At 41.3% G+C, this 22509-nt stretch carries 21 protein-coding genes and 1 pseudogene; all 22 read left to right on the forward strand.

All coding sequences use genetic code 11. The features are described from left to right. The first annotated feature begins 47 nt into the window (after window positions 1-47). Window positions 48-683 (forward strand): metal-dependent transcriptional regulator, encoded by a 636-nt coding sequence (locus ERX27_RS06755; RefSeq protein ID WP_133432076.1) that lies wholly within the window; start codon window positions 48-50, stop codon window positions 681-683. A 108-nt stretch (window positions 684-791) separates the two neighbouring features. Then, entirely contained in the window at window positions 792-1211 is a 420-nt protein-coding gene (locus ERX27_RS06760; protein ID WP_133432077.1) for a hypothetical protein, read from the forward strand. A 133-nt stretch (window positions 1212-1344) separates the two neighbouring features. Continuing rightward, window positions 1345-2238 (forward strand): nuclease-related domain-containing protein, encoded by an 894-nt coding sequence (locus ERX27_RS06765; RefSeq protein WP_165983113.1) that lies wholly within the window; start codon window positions 1345-1347, stop codon window positions 2236-2238. 194 nt (window positions 2239-2432) lie between these two features. Then, the gene (gene rbfA, locus ERX27_RS06770) at window positions 2433-2777 is read left to right on the forward strand and encodes a 30S ribosome-binding factor RbfA (protein WP_133432079.1); all 345 of its coding nucleotides are present in this window, start codon (window positions 2433-2435) and stop codon (window positions 2775-2777) included. A gap of 62 nt (window positions 2778-2839) precedes the next feature. Next, window positions 2840-3736: a tRNA pseudouridine(55) synthase TruB gene (gene truB / locus ERX27_RS06775; protein ID WP_133432080.1), complete on the forward strand. Its 897-nt coding sequence runs from the start codon at window positions 2840-2842 to the stop codon at window positions 3734-3736. Between the two features lie 19 nt (window positions 3737-3755). Then, window positions 3756-4719 (forward strand): annotated as a pseudogene (locus ERX27_RS06780) (bifunctional riboflavin kinase/FAD synthetase); the annotation flags it as partial. A gap of 81 nt (window positions 4720-4800) precedes the next feature. After that, the gene (rpsO, locus tag ERX27_RS06785) at window positions 4801-5070 is read left to right on the forward strand and encodes a 30S ribosomal protein S15 (protein ID WP_099577738.1); all 270 of its coding nucleotides are present in this window, start codon (window positions 4801-4803) and stop codon (window positions 5068-5070) included. A 101-nt stretch (window positions 5071-5171) separates the two neighbouring features. Beyond that, entirely contained in the window at window positions 5172-7301 is a 2130-nt protein-coding gene (gene pnp / locus ERX27_RS06790) for a polyribonucleotide nucleotidyltransferase (protein WP_133432082.1), read from the forward strand. A 48-nt stretch (window positions 7302-7349) separates the two neighbouring features. Further along, window positions 7350-8498, forward strand: a complete 1149-nt coding sequence (locus ERX27_RS06795) for a M16 family metallopeptidase (protein ID WP_165983114.1) — start codon at window positions 7350-7352, stop codon at window positions 8496-8498. 57 nt (window positions 8499-8555) lie between these two features. Beyond that, the gene (locus ERX27_RS06800) at window positions 8556-8807 is read left to right on the forward strand and encodes a hypothetical protein (protein ID WP_133432084.1); all 252 of its coding nucleotides are present in this window, start codon (window positions 8556-8558) and stop codon (window positions 8805-8807) included. A gap of 105 nt (window positions 8808-8912) precedes the next feature. After that, window positions 8913-10586: a ribonuclease J2 gene (gene rnjB, locus ERX27_RS06805; protein WP_133432085.1), complete on the forward strand. Its 1674-nt coding sequence runs from the start codon at window positions 8913-8915 to the stop codon at window positions 10584-10586. A 59-nt stretch (window positions 10587-10645) separates the two neighbouring features. Beyond that, window positions 10646-12871 (forward strand): DNA translocase FtsK, encoded by a 2226-nt coding sequence (locus tag ERX27_RS06810; RefSeq protein WP_133432086.1) that lies wholly within the window; start codon window positions 10646-10648, stop codon window positions 12869-12871. After that, on the forward strand, window positions 12871-13581 hold the full coding sequence (locus ERX27_RS06815; RefSeq protein WP_133432087.1) for a GntR family transcriptional regulator: 711 nt from the start codon (window positions 12871-12873) through the stop codon (window positions 13579-13581). The genes ERX27_RS06810 and ERX27_RS06815 overlap by 1 nt, the downstream gene beginning before the upstream one ends. A gap of 4 nt (window positions 13582-13585) precedes the next feature. Then, window positions 13586-14812: an EF-P 5-aminopentanol modification-associated protein YfmF gene (gene yfmF, locus ERX27_RS06820; protein WP_133432088.1), complete on the forward strand. Its 1227-nt coding sequence runs from the start codon at window positions 13586-13588 to the stop codon at window positions 14810-14812. Continuing rightward, window positions 14809-16080 (forward strand): EF-P 5-aminopentanol modification-associated protein YfmH, encoded by a 1272-nt coding sequence (yfmH, locus tag ERX27_RS06825; RefSeq protein ID WP_133432089.1) that lies wholly within the window; start codon window positions 14809-14811, stop codon window positions 16078-16080. Before yfmF ends, yfmH begins: the two co-directional genes overlap by 4 nt. Continuing rightward, the gene (ymfI, locus tag ERX27_RS06830; RefSeq protein WP_133432090.1) at window positions 16073-16759 is read left to right on the forward strand and encodes an elongation factor P 5-aminopentanone reductase; all 687 of its coding nucleotides are present in this window, start codon (window positions 16073-16075) and stop codon (window positions 16757-16759) included. Before yfmH ends, ymfI begins: the two co-directional genes overlap by 8 nt. Window positions 16760-16766: 7 nt before the next feature. Further along, the gene (locus tag ERX27_RS06835; protein WP_208001765.1) at window positions 16767-17552 is read left to right on the forward strand and encodes a YmfK family protein; all 786 of its coding nucleotides are present in this window, start codon (window positions 16767-16769) and stop codon (window positions 17550-17552) included. A gap of 14 nt (window positions 17553-17566) precedes the next feature. Beyond that, a complete protein-coding gene (locus ERX27_RS06840) occupies window positions 17567-18385 on the forward strand; it encodes a helix-turn-helix domain-containing protein (protein WP_165983115.1) in 819 nt (272 codons plus the stop codon). Between the two features lie 14 nt (window positions 18386-18399). Continuing rightward, a complete protein-coding gene (pgsA, locus tag ERX27_RS06845; protein ID WP_133432093.1) occupies window positions 18400-18969 on the forward strand; it encodes a CDP-diacylglycerol--glycerol-3-phosphate 3-phosphatidyltransferase in 570 nt (189 codons plus the stop codon). Window positions 18970-19186: 217 nt separating this feature from the next. Next, on the forward strand, window positions 19187-20272 hold the full coding sequence (gene recA, locus ERX27_RS06850; protein ID WP_133432094.1) for a recombinase RecA: 1086 nt from the start codon (window positions 19187-19189) through the stop codon (window positions 20270-20272). Between the two features lie 172 nt (window positions 20273-20444). Next, window positions 20445-21998 (forward strand): ribonuclease Y, encoded by a 1554-nt coding sequence (rny, locus tag ERX27_RS06855; RefSeq protein WP_133432095.1) that lies wholly within the window; start codon window positions 20445-20447, stop codon window positions 21996-21998. A 145-nt stretch (window positions 21999-22143) separates the two neighbouring features. Next, window positions 22144-22368, forward strand: coding sequence for a hypothetical protein (locus tag ERX27_RS06860; protein ID WP_133432096.1), 225 nt, complete (start codon window positions 22144-22146; stop codon window positions 22366-22368). Window positions 22369-22509 lie beyond the last annotated feature (141 nt).

Raw genomic sequence — 22509 nt, forward strand, 5'->3', positions numbered from 1 at the left:
TAAGGATAAAATGAAATATAGTATGATATAGGAGAGGGGGCTAGCTTATGCTGACAGAAGAAAAAGAAGATTATTTAAAAGCGATATATTCTCTAGGAGGCGCTACAGAATATGTTTCGAATAAACAATTAGCACAGTACTTAAAGATAAAACCGCCATCCGTATCAGAGATGATGAGCAGAATGCAAAAAGAAGACTTAGTAGAACTGAAAGCATATAAAGGTGTGAAGCTGACTCATCAGAGTCAGCTGCTTACTTTGAATCTAATAAAAAGACATCGACTGATTGAATGTTTTCTGATTCAAAGCCTGAATTACAGCTGGAATGAAGTACATGCAGAAGCGGAAGTTCTGGAGCATCGGGTTTCTGATCGGTTTATTGAACGACTTGATGAGATGCTTGATTATCCCAGATACTGTCCGCATGGCAGTCTGATACCGCGCGGAGAAATCACTGAAGAAAAGATGACACCTGTTAATGAGCTGACAGAAGGGACTTCGTTTGTGCTGAAAAAAGTACGAGATGAATATGAGCTGCTGGCTTACTTATCCAAACAGGATGTCAGCATAAATGATGAGCTGCAAATTGAAAAGATTGATCATGCCAATAAAGTGATTTATCTGAAGAAGAAAAAGTCTTTTATCATCAGTTTTGAAAATGCGGAGAAAATGTTTACCCGTTAATATTTGAACATTCTGAAAAATTTATGAATTAGCATTGTTATACAACAGAAAAGTTGTATAATAAGACTATAGAAACAGAAAATTCAATTAATTAAAGGGGTGTTGATAATGGCTAGAGATGCAAAATTATCACATATGCGTATTGATGAGTTGATCAATGTGAATACAACAATGAAAATGAAAAGTGAATTTGTATATGCAAATACATTTAAAGAATATCTTGAGACGATTTACCGTGAAGAGATTCTTGTGAGAGACTATGAAAATGTATTGCTCGCGTATGATGACAACTGTGCCTATGCATACATCAAAGAAAATGATAAATTTCACTTCATAACTTGCTCTAAGAGCGATTCATCAATCAGTCACACATTCTATAAAGAACCTGTCGAGAAAATGAAGGTCAATATTAAATCAATTGACCCATTAGTGATAGAATCAGTCGATATTTCAATTCGTGGTGAACATCTGACACTCATCAATTCAAATAATGATGTCATGTTTAACAGATTTATTTCAAAACTATAAATGAAAAGCCCTGACAGCAGTCAGGGCTTTTTAATTTGTAAAGATTATATCAAATGGAAAATTTTAATAATTAATAGCAGTCGATGTGTTATATTATAGCGGGTGAGTGAGAAGACTAATGACAGGAGAAACCATGTTTATTGAATCTCACGAAAGAAGTAACTATTATTGTTATTTGCAATCGGTTGAAGGTAGACAAATGCCAGATGAAGTGGATCAGCTGAACTATAGGAATTATATAAAGGGTTTTGAGGGTGAAAAGAAGTTTGAGACGATGCTGAGCAAGTGTGGCGGTATAAAGTTGTGGGATGTCGCATTAAGAACGCCTGCGTTGTCACAATATGATTTTCTAGTCATATACAATCATACGCTTTTTCATTTTGAAGTTAAGAACTTTTCAGGGCAATACAGGATTCTGAATAATCAGTTTGTAAGTGATAGCGACTATGTCCATCACGATGTGCTGAGTCAGTTGAACCGAGCACATTATAACCTGACAAAGTTTTTAGTAAAACATGGTATTGTTTTTAAGGTAGTCAGTAAAATCATTTTTATTAACGACGGATTCACTTTAATCGGTGGAGTAGAGCATCAGGATATCGTCACGAGCAGTAGTGTTGAGAAAATAGGTCATTATTTTGATGATGCGTATATTCCTGATATCACTGAGAAAAAACTAGGTGACCTATTAGTATCTAAGCATGAAGGTAAAAATATTTTTGAACGCATTTATTATTATGATTTTAGTAAGATGAAAAAAGGAATGAGATGTCCAGACTGCAGAAAAATTGGAATTGAAGATCACTTAAAAGGAAGAAATCTTAAATGTGAGTGTGGCAGTATTCTTAACAAAGCCAAAATACTTAAAATCACTATTGAAGAAATAATGATGCTGAAAAGAGCAGGAGTCAGCACACGAGAAGTTGTCAATTGGACCGGATTAAATGAAAGAGTCGTAAGGAGATGCTTAGTTGAACATTTTCATGCAGAAGGTAAAGGCAAAGCACGTAAATTCACGATAAAATAGTAGAGAAGAGTCCGGCATTCTTAAGATAACGGACACAAATAGGTTGTTGAAAAGCTATTCATAAGTGATGAGTCCGCCATCAATTAAATAACGGACGCATCAACTATGGCGACTCTAATCCCCTTCAATTGACATGAATCACTTAAAAATTTTATAATAGGTATCACGAATAAAGTTCGACAGAGGTGAATAAAATGAGCATGAGAAGTGAACGTGTTGGTGAACAGCTGAAGAAGGAACTCAGTGAGGTTATCAATCAGAAAATGAAAAATCCTAATATTGGTTTTGTGACTGTTACAGAAGTTGAAGTGACAGGCGATTTATCACAGGCGACTGTTTATGTAACGGTTCTAGGTGAAGAGAAAGAACGCCAGAAATCTCTTGAAGCACTTGAAAAATCTAAAGGCTTCATGCGTTCAGAGATTGCACATCGCATGGATTTACGTATTGTACCTGAACTGAAGTTTCAGTATGATGAGTCTATTGATTACGGTAACAAAATTGAACGTATGATTGCTGACCTTAATAAAGGTCACTAAATAGACGACAGACACTTTTTCATGTAAACTCGATTATGAGTTTACTGGAAAGGTGTTTTTTTATGGATGGAATTTTAGCGATTAATAAACCGCGGGGGATGACAAGTCATGATGTCGTCTTTAAATTGAGAAAAATCTTAAAGACTAAGAAGGTCGGACATACAGGTACTTTAGATCCTGCTGTAGACGGTGTTCTACCCATCTGCGTTGGCCGTGCCACACGGGTCAGTGATTATATGATGGATAGCGGTAAAACTTATATCGCAGAAGTAACGCTTGGCAGTCAGACGACGACAGAAGATCAGACCGGTGAAACCATTTCTGTAGAACCCATCAGTCCGAATGCCTTTTCTATAGAAGATATGGATGCAGTGCTCCAGTCTTTAGTGGGACCTCTTGTGCAGACACCACCCATGTATTCTGCTGTTAAAGTAAACGGCAGAAAATTATACGAGTATGCACGAGAAGGGAAAGTGATAGAACGCCCGTCACGTACTGTTCAGATCTATGCTATCAAGAGGTTGTCTCAACCTCGGTTTCAAGATGACAAAGTCATCTTCGATATAGAAGTCGCATGTGGTAAAGGCACCTATATCCGGACGCTTGCAACGCAGATAGCAGAACGTCTTTCTACGGTAGGTCATATGTCTAAGCTGACACGTACTTCTTCCGGCGGCTTTCAGTTAGATGAGAGTCTTACTTTAGAAGAACTTGCAGCTATGCCTCTTGATCATGTTCAGGCTCATTTATTACCGCTTGAAAGAGGCTTAAAAGATCTGCCTCATCTAGAGGTTCCTGCCGACTTAAAGGACCGCATATTGAATGGTCAGAAACTGAAGCAGTTCAGTACACCTTTAACAGAAGAAACCGTGCTGACCTATCAGCAACAGGCACTGGCTATCTATATGCCGCATCCGGAACAAGCTGGTATCATTAAAGCACGAAAAGTATTTAACTAAACTAAAAGGAGTCTCCTACATGCATACTATACATATCAATCGAATTGAAGAGATGTATGATCATCCAGACATTGCGCTTGCGATCGGTTTCTTCGATGGCATTCATCTGGGGCACTTGACCGTTATCAATCAGATGATTGAAATAGCGGACAAAAAGAGTCTCAAAAAAGCAGTGATGACGTTTGACCCGCATCCGTCAGTTGTTCTCAATCCGGAAAAAAAACGGACGGATTATTTAACACCTTTAAATGAAAAAAAACGTATCTTCGAAGCATTAGGTGTGGATTATCTCTTTATTGTTCCTTTCACATCTAAGTTTGCGGCGATGACAGAAAAAGATTTCATCCGTGACTACTTAACGAACAATCACGTCAAGGAAGTAGTCGCAGGTTTTGATTTTACTTACGGCAAATTTGGTAAAGGCAATATGCTGAAGCTCGCTGAAGATAGACAAGGCTTTAATGTGACGACAGTATCTAAGAAAGCCCTTAATGACGAAAAAGTATCAACGACCGATATCCGCCGCATGTTAATGGAAGGGGAAGTCGTGCATGCGAATGAACAGCTTGGCCGTCCTTACAAGATTGCAGGAATCGTTGTACAAGGTGAAAAACGAGGGCGTACTATCGGTTTTCCGACTGCGAACGTCATGCCTGACGAAGATTACGTGATGCCAAAACTAGGTGTTTACGCCGTGACGCTGAAACAAGTAGCGACTGGCGAGACATTTAAAGGGGTCTGCAATATCGGTTATAAACCGACGTTTCACGATCCGTCTAAGTCGGCCGTCTCTATTGAAGTCCATATCTTTGATTTTAACGACTCCATTTACGGTGAACGTGTAGAAGTCTTCTGGCACGAATTTCTGCGTCCCGAACAGAAGTTCAGTGGCATCGATGCACTGATCGCCCAGATAAACCAAGATAAAACTCGTGCAGAAGAAATTCTGCGTGACATCGAACTCTAGTCTGTGCTATAATATTTCAGTACCTTTCCTTGGCTTGTCGACACTCCGACGACGCGCTCGGGTTACGGTGAAAATTATAATAGGAGGTCATTTAATTATGGCAATTACACAAGAACGTAAAAACGAAATCATTGCACAATACCGTGTACATGATACAGACACAGGATCACCAGAAGTACAAATCGCGGTTTTAACTGCAGAAATCAATGCATTAAACGAACATTTACGTACTCACAAAAAAGACCACCATTCACGTCGTGGACTTTTAAAAATGGTTGGTCGTCGTAAAAACTTACTGACTTACCTTCGTGAAAACGATGTTCAACGTTACCGTGAATTAATTAAATCATTAGGTTTACGTCGATAATAAAAACAGTCGAAAGGAACTCATGTTTCTTTCGATTTTTTTATGACTGACTTTTTAATAAATGATATGATGAAAGATATAAACTTGAGAGGAGCATTTTAATGTCTCAGAAAAAAGTATTTACAACTGAATGGGCAGGCCGCCCGCTGACAGTTGAGGTGGGTCAGCTCGCTAAGCAGGCGAATGGATCAGCTCTTGTCCGCTACGGCGACACGGTTGTCCTGTCTACAGCGACTGCATCTAAAGAACCGAGGGATGTCGATTTCTTCCCGCTGATGGTGAACTATGAAGAAAAACTCTATGCAGCTGGTAAGATTCCAGGCGGTTTTAATAAACGTGAAGGTCGTCCGGGTGAAGACGCGACTTTAACGTCTCGTTTAATTGACCGTCCGATCCGTCCGCTATTCCCGAAAGGTTATCGACATGACATTCAAGTCATTTCAATCGTTATGAGTGTTGACCCGGACAACTCACCTGAGATGGCAGCGATGCTTGGTTCTTCTGTGGCATTATCAGTTTCTGATATTCCTTTTGAAGGGCCAATCGCAGGGGTTACCGTCGGGTTAATTGATAATGAGCTCATCATCAATCCTAACGTCGAACAGCGTAAGGCGTCACTGCTCGACTTACAGGTTGCGGGTCATAAAGACGCAGTCAACATGGTTGAAGCAGGCGCAAAAGAAGTCACTGAAGAAAAAATGCTTGAGGCGATTATGTTCGGTCATGCGGCTATCAAGGAACTTGTAGATTTTCAGGAGAAAATCATTGCAGACGTTCAGCCTGTGAAAAAAGAATTCGTGCCGGTAGAGCCGAACTTAATCGTAGAAAATGAAGTGAAAGACTATGCGGAAGCACTTGAACTTTCTAAAGCGATTCAGACGAAAGACAAACTCGAACGTGAAGAGAATATCACAGCAGTGAAACTGCAGATTATTGAAAAATATGAAGGACACCCTGAAGAGACGATGACTGTCGTCAATAAAACTTTCGACAGCCTGATCAAAGAAGAAGTCCGCCGTTTAATCACTGAAGAAAAAGTACGTCCGGATGGTCGACGTCCTGAAGAAATCCGTCCACTTGACAGTGAAGTGGGCTTACTGCCTCGTGCTCACGGTTCAGGTCTTTTTACTCGTGGACAGACTCAGGCATTATCTGTTGCGACACTTGGCGCACTCGGTGAACATCAGATTATAGACGGTCTCGGTATTGAAGAAGAGAAGCGTTATATGCATCACTATAATTTCCCTAACTTCTCAGTCGGTGAGACAGGTCCAATTCGTGCACCAGGTCGTCGTGAGATCGGTCACGGTGCACTCGGGGAACGTGCGCTTCTGCAAGTTATTCCAAATGAAGTGGACTTCCCGTATACAATCCGTGTCGTCTCTGAAGTACTCGAGTCAAATGGTTCTTCTTCTCAGGCTTCCATCTGCGGTTCTACACTTGCACTGATGGATGCAGGTGTCCCTATCAAAGCCCCAGTCGCAGGTATAGCGATGGGTCTCGTTAAAAAAGGTGAAGACTATACTATTCTGTCTGATATTCAAGGAATGGAAGATGCACTCGGGGACATGGACTTTAAAGTCGCTGGAACGAGCGAAGGGATTACAGCGATACAGATGGATATTAAAATTGATGGTCTGTCTGAGGAAATCCTGCGTGAGGCGCTTGAACAAGCCCGTACCGGACGTATGCACATCATGGATCATATGCTGCAGACGATTGCAGAACCAAGAAAAGAATTAAGTGCTTATGCGCCAAAAATTGAAGTGATTCATATCAATCCTGACAAAATTCGCGACGTCATCGGACCAGGTGGTAAGAAAATTAATGAAATCATTGATGCAACGGGCGTTAAGGTTGATATCGAACAGGATGGAACGGTCTTCATCGGTTCAAGCGATGCAGCGATGATTAAAGAAGCAGTACAGATTATTGAAAATATCGTGCGTGAAGCAGTCGTCGGAGAAGTTTACCATGCGACAGTAAAACGTATCGAGAAGTTCGGCGCATTTGTTGAAATCTTCCCAGGGAAAGATGCTCTCGTTCATATTTCTCAGCTTGCTCATGAACGTGTGAACAAAGTGGAAGATGTGATTAAAATGGGCGATCAGTTTGATGTCAAGGTGACAGAAATTGACCGTCAAGGTCGTGTCAATGCGTCACGCAAAGTGCTTCTTGAAAAACCGAAAGAAGCACCTAAAACAGAAACAGAACCTAAAAAAGAAGATTAATTTTAAAGACTGCCTATGCAGTCTTTTTTAATAGAAAGAGGGCCATATTTGAATAAAGATCTGACAATTACGACTCGATTATCACCACATGAAACTGTTCATATCGCAGTCTATATTAAAGCAGGAACGAACCATGAAGAAGGCTACCCGGCAGGAATTGCGCATTTTGTCGAGCATATGTTGTTTAAAGGAACTAAAAAATTCACAGCAAAAGCCTTTAGTGAAGAAATTGATGCCATCGGTGGTGATGTCAATGCATACACGACAAAAGAATATACGTGCTATTCTGTCAAGACGCTTAAACGTTTTGAGCATCGTGCTGTTTTACTCCTGCAGGAAATGCTGACAGAGGCTGAATTTCCAGCTGAAGAAATAGAACGGGAGAAACAGGTTATATTAGAAGAAATTAAAATGACAGAAGATGATCCTGAGGACTATATTTATGATCTGATGCAGGAGAAGACATTTTCTGATAGTTACCGGTCTCCTATACTGGGTTACCGGGCGTCACTTAATGAAATGAACCGTGACAACTTGATACGCTTTTATCAGTCTTATTACACAACGGATAATATCATCATCTCTTATGTGGGTCAGCAGCCGGAAATCATTCAGACTCTGAAAATCTTTGACCAACCGTCTATAAAAACGAAACCTGCCTTTTCCTTTAAGCCCGTCTCTCTGACGATGGACCGTTCACTTGAACAGTCACACTTTCTGATAGGTTTTGAGGCTGTCGGTTATCATCATCCGCTGTACGACGCATTCAGTCTGTTCAGTTCTTACTTCGGTGAATCGATGTCATCGCCGTTATTCAGAAGGCTGCGAGAAGAACTGAGTCTCTGTTATAATGTCTATTCATCACTTGAATCATTTATCGATGGAGGACTGTTCACAATTTATATCGGCTGCGATGAACAGAATGTACCGGCGGCTGAAGAAGAGATTATAAAGCTGCTGACAGCACCTCTGACACATGTCAACCTGACAAAAGCACAGGACTACCTGATCACCTCTGCTTATATGGATAATGATTACGAAGGGCATATCATGGCAAGAGATGGCAGGAGTCTGATGTATTATGATAGATTGATCACGCTGGAGGAATTTGAATCGCGTATCAGAGCGGTCACACTTGAGGAGATAGCACAGGTACAGGAAATGCTGAAAGCGCCTGCAAAGATTCTCTTTAAATAATTGTACTATTTGCTGAATTGGTATAAAATTCAAGTATAAAGAGTAGGAGGCGGTTGTATGGTATTTGATAAAATAGCAGTGAACAATCATATTATTGAAGCAGAGGGCCAGTTTACGCAGGAAGAAAGAGCGATTAGACTGACAACATCTGACGGCAGTATCGGCCAGTATTTCAATCAGCTCGAATCATCACAGGAAGCTGTGAATCTTGTCATTTTCAAGGATGATGAAGAACGTTTAAATGAAAAAGAACTGAAACTCGATAATATTACTGTAGATGGTGGCAATTACCGTATACAGCTTGTTTAAGGGGTAAGGCGCTGCGGCGCCTTTTTTTATTGTCTTATTCCTTTCAAATAGCTTATAATAGAATCAATATGGATTGAACGGGAAAAGATTTTAGGAGGAACTATTTTGAATTTAGTTAAAAAAGAGAATAATCAAGTAAGAATCACACCGCTCGGCGGTGTCAGTGAAATTGCTAAGAACATGTATATCGTTGAAGTAGACGAAGAAATGTTCATGCTGGATGCCGGACTGATGTTTCCGGAAGATGAAATGCTTGGAATCGATGTCGTGATTCCTGACATACAGTATGTCATCGAAAATAAACATAAATTAAAAGGGATTTTCTTATCACATGGTCATCTCGATGCAATCGGTGCATTAAAATACATCATGCCAAAACTAGACGTTCCTATCTACGGATCACGATTAACACTTGCTCTTGTAAAAGACCAGATGAAAGACGTTAAACTGGAAAAGAAAATCAAGTACTATACAGTCAATAATGATTCAGTTATGCGTTTTAAAGGCGTGAATATCACTTTCTTCAATACTACTCACAGCATCCCGGACGCACTTGGGATCTGTATTCATACATCTTACGGTGCCATCGTCTATACAGGTGAATTTAAATTCGACCAAAGTGTTCAAGGCGCTTATCGTCCAGATATCAGCAAAATGACAGCTATCGGTGAAGCAGGCGTGCTCGCACTTATCAGTGATTCGACTGAAGCTGAGAAACCTGGCTACAATACGCCGGAGAATGTAATTGAAAGTCATATCAACGATGAATTTGCACGCGCTAATGGGCGTATTATCGTTTCATGCTACGCTTCAAACTTTATTCGCATCCAGCAGGTCATCAATGCAGCAGCTAAAAATAACCGTAAAGTCACTTTCTTAGGAAAGTCACTTGAAAGTTCGTTTAATATCGCTAGAAAAATGGGCTATTTCGATATCCCTGAACAGTTGTTAATCCCGATTAAAGATGTTGCAAAATATCCGAAAAATGAGCTGATTGTGATCTCAACCGGCGCTCAAGGCGAGCCGATTGAAGCATTAGGTCTGATGGCTCAGCAGCGTCATAACATCATGAACATCGAAGAAGGCGACACGGTCTTCATTACGACGACGCCCTCATCAGGCATGGAAGTCATCTTAGGTTCTACCATCAACCATCTCGTTAAAGCGGGTGCTCATGTGGTATCACCTGACAAGAAAATTCATGCTTCCGGACATGGCTGTATGGAAGAACTGAAAATGATGCTGAATTTTATGAAACCTGAATATTTCATCCCTGTACAGGGTGAATTCAAGATGCAGATCGCGCATGCGAAGCTTGCAGCTGAAACGGGTGTCCTGCCTGAACACATCTTCCTGCTTGAAAAAGGCGATGTCGTGACATATGACGGCAAAGAGATGCGTGCGAACGATAAAGTCATCGCAGGAAACGTTCTCATTGATGGTATCGGTGTTGGTGATGTCGGGAACATCGTGCTTCGTGACCGCCGACTGTTAGCAGAAGACGGTATCTTTATCGCAGTCGTGACACTCGACTCCAAAAACAGACGAATTGTTGCAGGTCCTCAGATTCAATCGCGTGGCTTCGTCTACGTTCGTGAAAGTGAAGAACTGCTAAAAGAAGCTGAAGATAAAGTACGTGCTATCGTTGAAGAAGGCTTGATGCAAAATCGTATCGAGTGGTCAGAAATCAAACAGGATATGAGAGACAAACTCGGTAAATTCCTCTATGATTCAACAAAACGCCGTCCGATGATTATCCCTGTGATTTCTGAAATTTAATGAATAACCTATAAACAAGCTTTTTAAAGCTTGTTTATTTAGTTTTAAGAGGTGAAGACATGGCAATCACTAAAAAAAAGACCACTAAAAAAAGAAGAACCAAGAAAACAGCGAAGCGGACAGATCAGCCCTATATTTATCTTGTGGCACTTATTCTGCTGAGTCTGCTCCTGCTCGGGTTATTTCAGTTCGGATTGATCGGCCTGGGTATCGACTGTCTGATGGTACTTTTCACGGGCACAGCCCGCTACTTTACATATCTGCTGTTATTTTTAACAGTCATTTATTTTACAATCAACAAGAAGATGATGCCTTTAAACAGAAGGCTGGCAGGCTGGCTGACACTTCAGCTTGCTTTAAGTCTGCTGTTTGAATTTGGGAATCGATTAATAGACAACAAAAGTCGGCCGATGTTCGACCGCATCTATGAATTAGAATCTGATTCTCATTTTCATTATCAGGGTGGAGGATCTCTTGGATTTTACTTGGAAAATATGTTGTCAGCCCTCATCAGTCCTGTCGGGACGTTTATTCTGATCGTTGCCTTGTTCGGACTGACCGGCATTCTGATAACAGGGCGTTCTGTCCGACAAGAAGCAAGAACACTTTTTATGACTTTGATGTCAAGTTTTACTGCAGTCAGACAAAAATGGATGGAACGTGAGAAGCCCGAGCCGAGAGACGTATCGTCACTTGTCGAAATAAAAGATGAAGAAACGACCCAAAATATACCTGAACCAGAGAAGATAGAACGTGAAACGCAGCATGAAGAGATTCCGGTCTATGAGGAAAATCGTAAAGTTAAAAAAGAACAGCAGCTGGAGGAGGCCGTCACCGAGTCTGAAGGTATAGAGATGGTCATTGAAGAAGATTCGGACTATCAGCTGCCTCCTATTACCTTACTTGACCCACCTGCTCAGTCTGTTAAGTCTGATACAAAGTCAGTCAAACAAAGAGGGCAGCTTCTTGAAAATACACTGAGAAACTTTGGCGTAGATGCGAAGGTCAGTCAGATCCGTATCGGGCCAGCTGTTACGCAGTACGAAGTCCATCCGGCGCTAGGTGTCAAAGTCAGCCGTATCGTCAATCTGTCGAGTGATATCGCACTGGCATTAGCCGCGAAAGATATCCGGATAGAAGCGCCTATCCCGGGTAAATCTGCTGTTGGCATAGAAGTTCCCAACAAAACGACGTCTATGGTCACGCTGCGTGAAGTACTGGAAGAAGAACCGGTCACAACAAATAAACTGAAAGTCGTCCTGGGGCGCAATATTTCGGGAGAAGCGATTACTGCTGAACTTAATAAGATGCCCCATCTTCTCGTCGCCGGATCAACAGGAAGCGGTAAATCAGTCTGCATCAATGGAATTATCACGAGTATTCTGATGAATGCCAAACCACATGAAGTCAAACTGATGATGATTGATCCGAAGATGGTTGAGTTGAACGTCTACAATGGAATTCCGCATCTGCTCACACCGGTCGTGACGAACCCGCAAAAAGCGAGTCAGGCCTTACAGAAAATTGTTGCTGAAATGGAAAGACGTTATGACCTCTTCAGTCATACAGGTACACGTAATATTGAAGGCTATAATCAGTATTTAAAACGTCAGAACCAGGAACTGGATGAAAAGAACAGTTTACTTCCTTATATCGTGGTGATTGTCGATGAGCTGGCAGACTTAATGATGGTGGCCAGTAAGGACGTAGAGAGTGCCATCATGCGAATCGCTCAGATGGCGCGGGCTGCCGGCATTCATCTGATTATTGCGACGCAGCGACCTTCTGTTGATGTCATCACCGGGTTAATCAAAGCGAATATTCCTTCACGTATTGCCTTTGCTGTAAGCTCACAAGTGGATTCGCGGACTATACTGGATTCACAGGGAGCCGAGAAACTACTCGGTCGAGGAGATATGCTGTTTTTACCTTCGGGACAATCAAAGCCGACCCGTGTTCAGGGGGCTTTCTTGTCTGATAGTGAAGTGGAAGCAGTCGTCAATTATGTCACCGAGCAGCAATCAGCGAACTACATGAAAGAAATGGAGCCGGAAGAAGTCGTTCAGTCTGATTCACCTTCTGACGATGCGCTTTATTTCCAGGCCTACGAATTTGTGGTGAGAGAGCAGAAGGCAAGTGCTTCTCTTCTGCAGCGTCAGTTTAGAATAGGCTATAATAGAGCTGCAAGGCTTGTGGATGATTTAGAGCTCAATCAAGTGATTGGTCCGGCGCAAGGAAGTAAGCCGAGACAAGTATTAATAGCACCAGAAGAAGGAGGAGAATAATGTCTGCCAAACAAGCTGTAGTAGAGATTAAAGACTGGATTATCGAGCGCATTCAAGACGCGACTTTTACGACTGATAGACCACTGCCAAGTGAATATGAGATTTCACGCACTTTGAATGTCGTTCAGGACGATGTTGAAGAAGCCCTGCAGGAACTTGTCACAGAGCAGCTTTTATCAGAACGGTTCCATCAAGGCTACTTTGTCAAACATGAACCGACTTTTTTCTATCCTATACATAACTTGAAAAGTATTACGGCCATGATTGAAGAGAAGGGGTATACGGCAGGCTCTATCATCATCAGTCAGGATCCGGAAACACCTTCTATTGATGATAAACGGATTCTTGAAATCAATGATGACCGTAATATCATCGTTCTTGAGCGCATCCGTACCGCTGACCATGAACCTATTGCCTACTGCCTGGATAAGATTGTTGATGAATCCTTGATACTCGATCATTCCAACAAGATTTCACTGTTTGAAATTTTGAAGGATCGTCCGGAGTTTCAGATTACCTCTGCTACTTGTGAGATAGAGTCGATCAGCTACGAACCTTATATTTCAAATATGCTTGAGTGCGCACCGGAAGAAAGCCTGGTCCTTGTGCGTCAGATTCATAAAAATAGAGATGATAAGCCAGTCCTGTATTCACTCAATTATTTTAAATCCAGTCAGATTAAATTCCAAATTAAGCGAGAGTTGAAGTGATTTTATGATACCTATTTACATAAAGAACGAGAAGAAGTTTAAAACGATCACCCTGGCGCTTAAGTTTAAAGCTCCAATAGATGCCGACCTTATCACAGAACGTTCATTGCTTGCGAAGCTGATGACCAAATCTACTGCAAACTATCCTACCGAGCAGAAACTCTATGATTATCTGTCAGATCTGTACGGTGCACATTTATCAAGTTACGTGACGAAACAGAAAACAGCTCATGTAATGACGTTCAGTATTGAGTTCATCCATGACAAGTTTATCGATGAGCCGCTGTTTGATGCATGCTGCCAGCTTCTGAGCGATGTCATTAAACATCCCAATGTTAATGGGGATTCATTTAATGAACAGAAAGTCGTACAGGAGAAGCAGCTGTTAAACGCGCGCTTTGACAATATGAAAGATAATAAAGCACAGGCAAGTTTCCAGCGTATGCTGAAAGAGATGTTTCAGACGAGCTATCGGTACCCGAGTATAGGAATTGAAGACCGTCTGCCTGATGTGACACCTGCCTCTTTATATGCGGCTTATGAATCAATGTTGCAAAAAGACGAGAAGGCCTTATATGTCATCGGTGACGTAACAGAGGAGATTCGTTCGAAGCTTGAACATTACTTTGATTTTAATTCAGAAGATGTGACACTAGAGCCTCTTGAATTAGAACCGAAGGCTAAATCTGTCTATGTCACTGAATATACAGATACATCACAGGCACGTATCAATATGGGTATGACAGTACACGTCGAATATGGTACAAGCGATTATTTTGCATTGATTGTCATGAATCAAATCTACGGCGGTGATGCAACGAGTCTGTTGTTTATGAATGTTCGTGAAAAAATGAGTCTCGCTTATCAGATTCACTCGCAGGTAGATGCAAGACTTGGTTTGATGTATGTAGTAGCAGGTGTTCAGAACGCGACTTATCAGCAGGCTGTGGACACGATTCTCAGCCAGCTTGAGATGATGAAACAGGGTGAATTTTCGGAAGAACTTCTGATTATCGCTAAGAAAATGCTCATCAGTCATAGACGGGAGAACTTCGACCGCCCTAGAGGATGGATTGAAGTCAGCTATGCGTCGTCATTCGACACGGCACAACTGTCGACTGAGGAATGGATAAAAGGCATTGAAAGCGTGACAAAAGAAGAAGTGATGGCTATTGCAGAGCAAGTGAACGTTCAGACCATCTATTGTCTCGCAGAAGAGGTGAAAGCATGAAGAAACAATATTATAAGGAAATAGATGAGACACTATACGAAACTAAGCTTGATAATGGGCTGCAGCTTTTTATCATTCCGAAAGCAGGGTTCCAGAAAACTTACGTTACCATGACGACAAAATACGGCTCTTTACATACTGATTTCATCCCTGCAGAAGGAAATGATATGATCAATACGCCGGCCGGTGTCGCTCATTTTCTTGAACATAAGATGTTCGAAAAAGAAGCAGGCGATATGTTCAATGTCTTTTCTGAACAAGGCGCTTCCGTTAATGCATTTACTTCTTATGACCGGACCAGTTATCTCTTCACTGCTGTCGATCATGTTGAAGAAAATATTAAGTTGCTGATAGAGATGGTACAGAAACCTTATTTTTCTGAGACGTCTGTGCAAAAAGAAATCGGTATTATCGCTGAAGAAATCAAGATGTATCAGGAACAACCGAACTATAGACTCTATTATCAGACACTGCAGGCGATGTATCAGAATCACCCAGTGCGTCAGGATATCGCGGGGACTCTCAATTCAATTAACGAGATTACTGCAGAGACACTCTATACTTGCTACCATACTTTTTACCGTCCTGAAAATATGGTCATGTTTGTAGTCGGTAATGTAGAGCCGGCTGCTATTGCTGAGTTCATCAGTGAAAAGCAGATGATTAAGAATCAGCCCGTCTATCAACCGGTGACAGATGATATCAGAGAACCGAAAGAAGTGAAGGAGCGGTTCGTCTCAACACCTACAGATATTACACGGCCAAAACTGATGCTCGGCATTAAAAGCGACTGTCATCTGCAGAACCGACCGCTTATTCAGACAGAGTTTGAGATGATGTTTATACTGGAGCTTCTTCTAGGCGAGCAGAGTGATTTCTATCACGAACTGCTGGCTGATGGTCTGATAGATGATTCATTTGGTTATAGTTTTATACTGGAACCGACTTTCTCTCATATGCTGATCGCAGGTGCGACGCCTGATCCGGAGATATTGAAACAACGTATCATTGAACGATTTGAGACGGCTGAATTTGATGAATCCGCGTTTAGACGACTCGTGAAACAGACAACGGGTGAATATATTGCAAGCTTTAATTCACTTGAATATATTGCGAACCAGTTTACACGCTATTATTTCAACGGCGCTATTTTGTTTGATATTGTCCAGGTCCTCCAGCAGATTAATCTGAGAGACGCTTTAACTACATTCCATCAGGCGGTTGATATGACGAACATGACAGACAGCAGACTGGTGCCACGTGGCTAATTATTTAGTGACAGGTGGCAGCGGAGATATCGGTCGTGCGATTGTCACGGATTTATTAGAAGCTGGACATTCAGTCGTCTGCCAGTATTTTAAGGCTGATATAGAAATACTCAAAGAAACGATGTCTGGTGACGTGACCTTCTGGCAATGCGACTTAACAAAACTTAAAACCAAACCTACCTTTATTGATACACTTGACGGCTTGATCTATGCTGCTGGAACAGAGAGCTTCGGTCTGGTCCAGGATTTCACTGAAGAACAAATTGACCAGCAGTATCATGTTCACTTAAAAGGTCTGATTCAACTGGTACAGTGGATGGTGCCTGTTCTCTGCCAAAAACAATATGGTAGAATAGTAGTCATCAGTTCAATATGGGGTGAGACAGGCGCCAGTATGGAAAGTGTCTATTCTGCGATGAAAGCAGGCCAGATTGGTTTCGTGAAATCAATGGCTAAAGAGCTTGCCTTGAGCGGGGTGACGGTCAATGCGATTACACCAGGAGTCGTACGGGGACGGATGACTGACCAGCTGGATGAGGACTTGATTCTGGAAGATATTCCGCAAGGAGAGCTTGTGGAAGTAGATGAAGTGGCATACTTAGTCAGCTATTTATTACATAAGAGAGCACAGCATATGACAGGACAAGTTTTACGTCTAAATGCAGGGTGGCTCATTTAGGGGGCTTATGATGAGAGAATGTTATCTTGAATATGAAATCAAAGTGAACCGGCCAGGGCTGCTCGGGGATGTCTCCAGTCTGCTCGGCACACTCGGTATTAGTATCATCACGATTAATGGTGTAGACGCAGGACGTCGGGGCATGCTACTGCGAGTTGATAATGACGAGAAAATCATGCGCTTTGAAAATATTGTTCGTGAACTGGATGAGATTCGTATCATCAAGATTCGGACGCCGCTTCTGCAGGATAGACTGGCTGTCAGACATGGACGGTATATTCAGCGTGACGTCACAGACCGCAAAACCTTCCGATTTGTCAGAAATGACCTGGGGATTTTAGTAGATTTTATGGCTGAACTCTTTAAAGAAGAAGGACATTGTCTAGTCGGTATCAGAGGGATGCCTCGTGTCGGTAAGACAGAGTCCGTTGTAGCAGCCAGTGTCTGTGCCCATAAGAAATGGCTCTTCATCTCATCGACTATGATTAAACAGACAGTCCGTAACTCTCTTTTCAAAGGAGAATATGATAGCAGCTACATTTATATCATCGACGGTGCACTGACTTCTAAACAGCAGGATATGCGCCATATGCAGCTCGTTAAAGAAGTGATGAGTCTGCCCGCTGTAAAAGTGATAGAGCATCCAGATTTATTTGTCGCAAATAGTGACTATACATTAGAAGATTTTGATTATATCATTGAACTGCGTGAGACCGATGATCAGGAAATCACGTATGAGCAGGTCCATAAAAACAATCTCTTTGATACAGATGGTTTCGGATTTTTTGAATAATGGGAGGCGTATCAATGAAACCCATTGGTAAGATTTTAAAAAGTAAACGAGAATCACTCGGCATGACGCTTCTGGATATGGAAAAACGCATCAAAATTAAAAGAGAATATATCTCTATGCTTGAAAAAAATGAGTTTGATCAGCTGCCGAACCCTGATTATGCAGTGGGTTTTATTAAAAAGTATGCCGAGAGCGTCAACCTGCATGCTCAAAAACTTATAGAGGAGCATCAGACTGAACTTCCTGTCCATAAAATGACTGCGAAAGAAGCGAAAAAATCACTGCAGTCACCAGTTTTTCAGGAAACCCAGTTGCTGTCACCCCTTTTCAGGCTGATCCTTTTAGTGGCCGCGCTCTGTACATTGTTATGGCTCGCATCGGTCTATTTGTTTCCTCATCATCATGAGTGGAATGCTGCTACGATTAATCCAAGTCGAAATGTTGCAGTTGAGACTAAAAAAGTTGAAAATATGCCAGACAAGAAAAAAGAACCGGAAAAACCGGTTAAAAAAGAAGAAAAAACGATTGTCAGCTATAAGTCGTTTGACGGTGCAACACTCAGTTATACGGTTAAAACGAAAGAGCCTGTATCGATACGTGTGACATCAAAGACACCAACCTGGCTACAGCTACGTAACGATAATAATCAGTCTGAAAATTATCAGAACGTCAATGACCGTACTTTAAAGGTAGATAAAGGCACTCGAACTGTTACACTGATAGCAGGTTCAACAGCCGATCTGACTGTTTATCTCAATGGCGAAAAAGTAGATGTACCCACTAACGCAGATACATTAATTACTCGAACTTATCAATTCAATATTTCAAAATAGAAAGGAGCTTTTAAATGAACATTCCAAATCAGATTACAGTCGCACGAGTCCTGCTCATACCAGTCTTTCTTGTTTTTTTACTGGCAGATTTCAATATGGGACACGTGCAGTTCCTAAACAGCATGAATATGCGTGCCGAACAATTTATTGCGGCACTCATCTTTATCTTAGCATCTATGACTGACTGGATTGACGGCTATTTGGCACGCAAGTGGCAGCTCGTCACTAATATGGGTAAATTCCTGGATCCATTAGCGGATAAATTACTCGTCGCATCCGGTCTTATTGCACTTGTGGAGCTGGACGTTATTCCGTCATGGATGGCCATCATTATAGTGGCACGTGAATTCGCAGTAACAGGTCTACGTCTTCTTCAAATAGAACAAGGATTTGTGTCAGCAGCGGGTCAGCTCGGTAAGATTAAAACAGCTGTGACCATGATCGCAATGATATTACTTCTTCTTGCTGAACCATTCGGTATGAGCCTGGGCTACTGGCTGATGTATGCAGCCGTATTCTTCACTATTTTATCAGGAATAGAATACTTCTATCACGGTAGAGATGTTTTCCGTGGTTCTAAATAACAGGTTTTAATCACCTGTTATTTTTTTATGAAAAACTGCAAACAGATAGGTCTGTTTTCATCAAAAACTGTCTTCTTTTCATCAAAAACTGCGCATAAAAAATACGAACAGATGTTTGCTTTTTGCTTGCTATTTACTCGGGAAATCAGTATAGTTAGAGATGTAAAACAAATAAAAAACTAACGAATAAACGGCAACGTTTAAGGAGGATATACATTTGAGCGAACGTCAAAAAGCACTCGATACAGTCATTAAAAATATGGAAAAATCATTCGGTAAAGGCGCAGTCATGAAGCTGGGTGAAAGTACATCTCGCAATGTTTCCACTATTTCAAGTGGTTCTATTACACTGGACAACGCACTTGGAGTAGGCGGTTATCCTAAAGGGCGTATCATTGAGATTTATGGACCTGAAAGTTCAGGTAAAACAACAGTCGCACTGCACGCGATTGCTGAAGTGCAGGCTCAGGGCGGAACAGCTGCATTCATCGATGCAGAGCATGCTTTAGATCCAGTGTATGCAAAGAATTTAGGTGTAGATACTGAGAATCTTTATTTATCTCAGCCGGACCACGGTGAACAAGGTCTGGAAATTGCTGAAGCGTTTGTGCGAAGCGGTGCGATTGATATTATCGTGATTGACTCCGTGGCTGCACTGACACCTAAAGCGGAGATTGAAGGGGAGATGGGTGACTCTCATATGGGTCTGCAGGCTCGTCTGATGTCACAGGCGCTTCGTAAACTTTCTGGTGCGATCGCGAAATCAAACACGATTGCTATTTTCATTAACCAGGTTCGTGAAAAAATCGGTGTGATGTTCGGTAATCCTGAGACAACACCTGGTGGCCGTGCCCTTAAATTCTACAGCTCAGTCCGTTTAGAAGTACGTCGTGCTGAACAACTGAAACAAGGTATGGATGTTGTCGGTAACCGTACGAAGATTAAAGTTGTAAAAAATAAAGTAGCACCACCATTTAAAGTAGCTGAAGTAGATATCATGTACGGTCAAGGGATTTCACGCGAAGGTGAGATTGTCGACCTTGGTACAGAGTTTGAAGTGATTGATAAATCAGGTGCATGGTACTCTTATAATGGCGAGCGTTTAGGTCAAGGTAAAGAAAATGTGAAGAACTTCATGAGAGAAAATCCTGAAGTGATGGCAGAAATTGACCGTAAGATTCGTCAGGAGATGGGCATTATTGCGCCCGATGAGGTGACTGACTCACCTGAAAAGGGTGCTAGTGAATCAGCAGCACCTCAGAAAGAAGAAGCAGATTCTTTATTTGATGACGAATTAGTTTAATTCTTAAGAGCTGAAGTCTTCGGGCTTCAGTTTTTTCTATTCCATAATCTAGATGACGCCTTGACTTTAATATAACAGAAAACGTACAATTGAAATGTATATGATTTTAATTATATATTCTTTATTTTTTAATACTTTAACTAGATAATAAGCAAAAAGGAGGTGTTTATGTATGGTTATCCTCTTATACATTTTGCTTGGCATCCTTGTAGGTGTTGCTGCAGGTTATTATCTAGCAAAAACGAATTTGACGAACCAGCAGATTCAGGCAAGACAGACTGGTGAGCATATTGTGAAAGAAGCTAGAAAAGAAGCCGAAAGTCTAAAAAAAGAAAAGCTGCTTGAAGCTAAAGAAGAACATCAGCTGCGCAGTGATCGTCTGGAAGACGAATATCGCCATAGACGATCAGATCTTTCAAGACAAGAAGCAAGATTACTTCAAAAAGAAGAAAACTTAGATCGAAAAAGTGAACTCTTAGATAAAAAAGATGAACTTTTAGAACAAAAAGAATCTAAAATTGAAGCTAAACAACAGCAAGTTGATGCGCTGGAGCAAAGTGTTCAAGATATTATCGCCAGACATGAACAGGAATTAATACGCATCTCCGGACTGACTCAAGAAGAAGCGAAACAGGAAATTATCGATCAGGTTGAAGACGAACTTTCTCATGATATAGCAGTGCTGATCAAAGAGAAAGAACAGGAAGTCAAAGATACAGTCGATAAGAAAGCCAAAATGTTACTTGCGACAACTGTTCAGCGCTTAGCCGCTGACCACACATCAGAATCAACGGTATCTGTCATCAACTTACCGAATGATGAGATGAAAGGTCGTATTATTGGTCGGGAAGGACGAAATATCCGAACACTTGAAACATTAACGGGTATTGATTTAATTATTGACGATACACCAGAAGCAGTTATACTGTCGGGCTTTGATCCGATCAGACGTGAAGTAGCAAAAATTGCGCTTCAGAACTTGGTTTCTGATGGTCGTATTCATCCAGGTCGTATCGAAGAAATGGTTGAAAAAGCGAAAAAATCAGTGGATGAAAGTATTCGCGAAGCAGGTGAAGCAGCGACATTTGAGCTGAGTATTCATAACCTGCATCCGGACTTAGTGAAAATACTCGGTCGTATGAAGTTCAGAACAAGCTACGGTCAGAATGTACTGAAGCACTCTGTAGAAGTTGCACACTTAGCAGGGATGATGGCTGCAGAACTAGGTGAAGATGTCACACTCGCTAAACGAGCAGGACTTCTTCACGATATCGGTAAAGCAATTGACCATGAAGTAGAAGGCAGTCACGTTGAAATCGGGGTGGACCTTGCGAAGAAATACAAGGAACATCCAGTTGTCATCAATGCGATTCATTCGCATCATGGTGACATTGAGCCTAACTCGGTTATTTCTGTCTTAGTTGCTGCGGCTGATGCATTAAGTGCAGCGCGACCAGGTGCTAGACGTGAGACTTTAGAGAACTATGTCAGACGTTTAGAACGACTTGAACAGATTTCTGAGAGTTATGACGGCGTTGAAAAATCATTCGCGATTCAGGCCGGACGAGAAATTAGAATTATCGTCTCTCCTGAAGAAGTAGACGACTTAAAAGCACATCGTCTCGCGCGTGACATCAAGAATCAGATTGAAGAAGAACTGCAGTATCCAGGTCATATTAAAGTGACCGTCGTACGTGAAATGCGTGCAGTGGAATACGCGAAATAACATGAACTTCAGTGGGTATAGACTCGCTGAAGTTTTTTTGTTACTTTATCAAATTTTCATTTAAATGATGCATATTTATCAGTTTATATTTATATGAATGATTTCTTTTGTTATGATAAAGACAAATAGCAAAGGGGCGATGGTTATGTTAGGCAATTATTCAGTGATGAGCACTTCATATTTTACACATGGGAATGAATGGTTCCGTGTTGAGTTTCTTAAGAGTGAAATTCGCGGCGGATTATCTTCAGTTAAGTACATCGCAGTGACGACTAAAGATAATGAAACAAAGTTCTATGAGTTCAATGAACCTATTGCAGAGTATAAGTTTGTTAAGAATGTCATTGAAAAACATTATATAAACAAATAGACACAGAGCCTGAGGAGGCCACTGAAAATCTCACGATTTTCTATAAGCTCACTAATTCCAACAACTCAATAGTGTAAAAGAACCCGTCAATTTCCTCAACATTAGGAAATGACGGGTTCTTTTATCCTATTTTTCATCCGT

It is taken from the genome of Macrococcus brunensis, from assembly GCF_004359615.1.
In the GTDB taxonomy this organism is placed as follows: Bacteria; Bacillota; Bacilli; order Staphylococcales; family Staphylococcaceae; genus Macrococcus; species Macrococcus brunensis.

Coding starts and splice junctions, on each gene's coding strand:
- ERX27_RS06755 (WP_133432076.1), top strand. CDS start 48: ATGCTGACAGAAGAAAAAGAAGATTATTTAAAAGCGATATATTCTCTA.
- ERX27_RS06760 (WP_133432077.1), top strand. CDS start 792: ATGGCTAGAGATGCAAAATTATCACATATGCGTATTGATGAGTTGATC.
- ERX27_RS06765 (WP_165983113.1), top strand. CDS start 1,345: ATGTTTATTGAATCTCACGAAAGAAGTAACTATTATTGTTATTTGCAA.
- rbfA (WP_133432079.1), top strand. CDS start 2,433: ATGAGCATGAGAAGTGAACGTGTTGGTGAACAGCTGAAGAAGGAACTC.
- truB (WP_133432080.1), top strand. CDS start 2,840: ATGGATGGAATTTTAGCGATTAATAAACCGCGGGGGATGACAAGTCAT.
- rpsO (WP_099577738.1), top strand. CDS start 4,801: ATGGCAATTACACAAGAACGTAAAAACGAAATCATTGCACAATACCGT.
- pnp (WP_133432082.1), top strand. CDS start 5,172: ATGTCTCAGAAAAAAGTATTTACAACTGAATGGGCAGGCCGCCCGCTG.
- ERX27_RS06800 (WP_133432084.1), top strand. CDS start 8,556: ATGGTATTTGATAAAATAGCAGTGAACAATCATATTATTGAAGCAGAG.
- ERX27_RS06810 (WP_133432086.1), top strand. CDS start 10,646: ATGGCAATCACTAAAAAAAAGACCACTAAAAAAAGAAGAACCAAGAAA.
- ERX27_RS06815 (WP_133432087.1), top strand. CDS start 12,871: ATGTCTGCCAAACAAGCTGTAGTAGAGATTAAAGACTGGATTATCGAG.
- yfmF (WP_133432088.1), top strand. CDS start 13,586: ATGATACCTATTTACATAAAGAACGAGAAGAAGTTTAAAACGATCACC.
- yfmH (WP_133432089.1), top strand. CDS start 14,809: ATGAAGAAACAATATTATAAGGAAATAGATGAGACACTATACGAAACT.
- ERX27_RS06835 (WP_208001765.1), top strand. CDS start 16,767: ATGATGAGAGAATGTTATCTTGAATATGAAATCAAAGTGAACCGGCCA.
- ERX27_RS06840 (WP_165983115.1), top strand. CDS start 17,567: ATGAAACCCATTGGTAAGATTTTAAAAAGTAAACGAGAATCACTCGGC.
- pgsA (WP_133432093.1), top strand. CDS start 18,400: ATGAACATTCCAAATCAGATTACAGTCGCACGAGTCCTGCTCATACCA.
- rny (WP_133432095.1), top strand. CDS start 20,445: ATGGTTATCCTCTTATACATTTTGCTTGGCATCCTTGTAGGTGTTGCT.
- ERX27_RS06860 (WP_133432096.1), top strand. CDS start 22,144: ATGTTAGGCAATTATTCAGTGATGAGCACTTCATATTTTACACATGGG.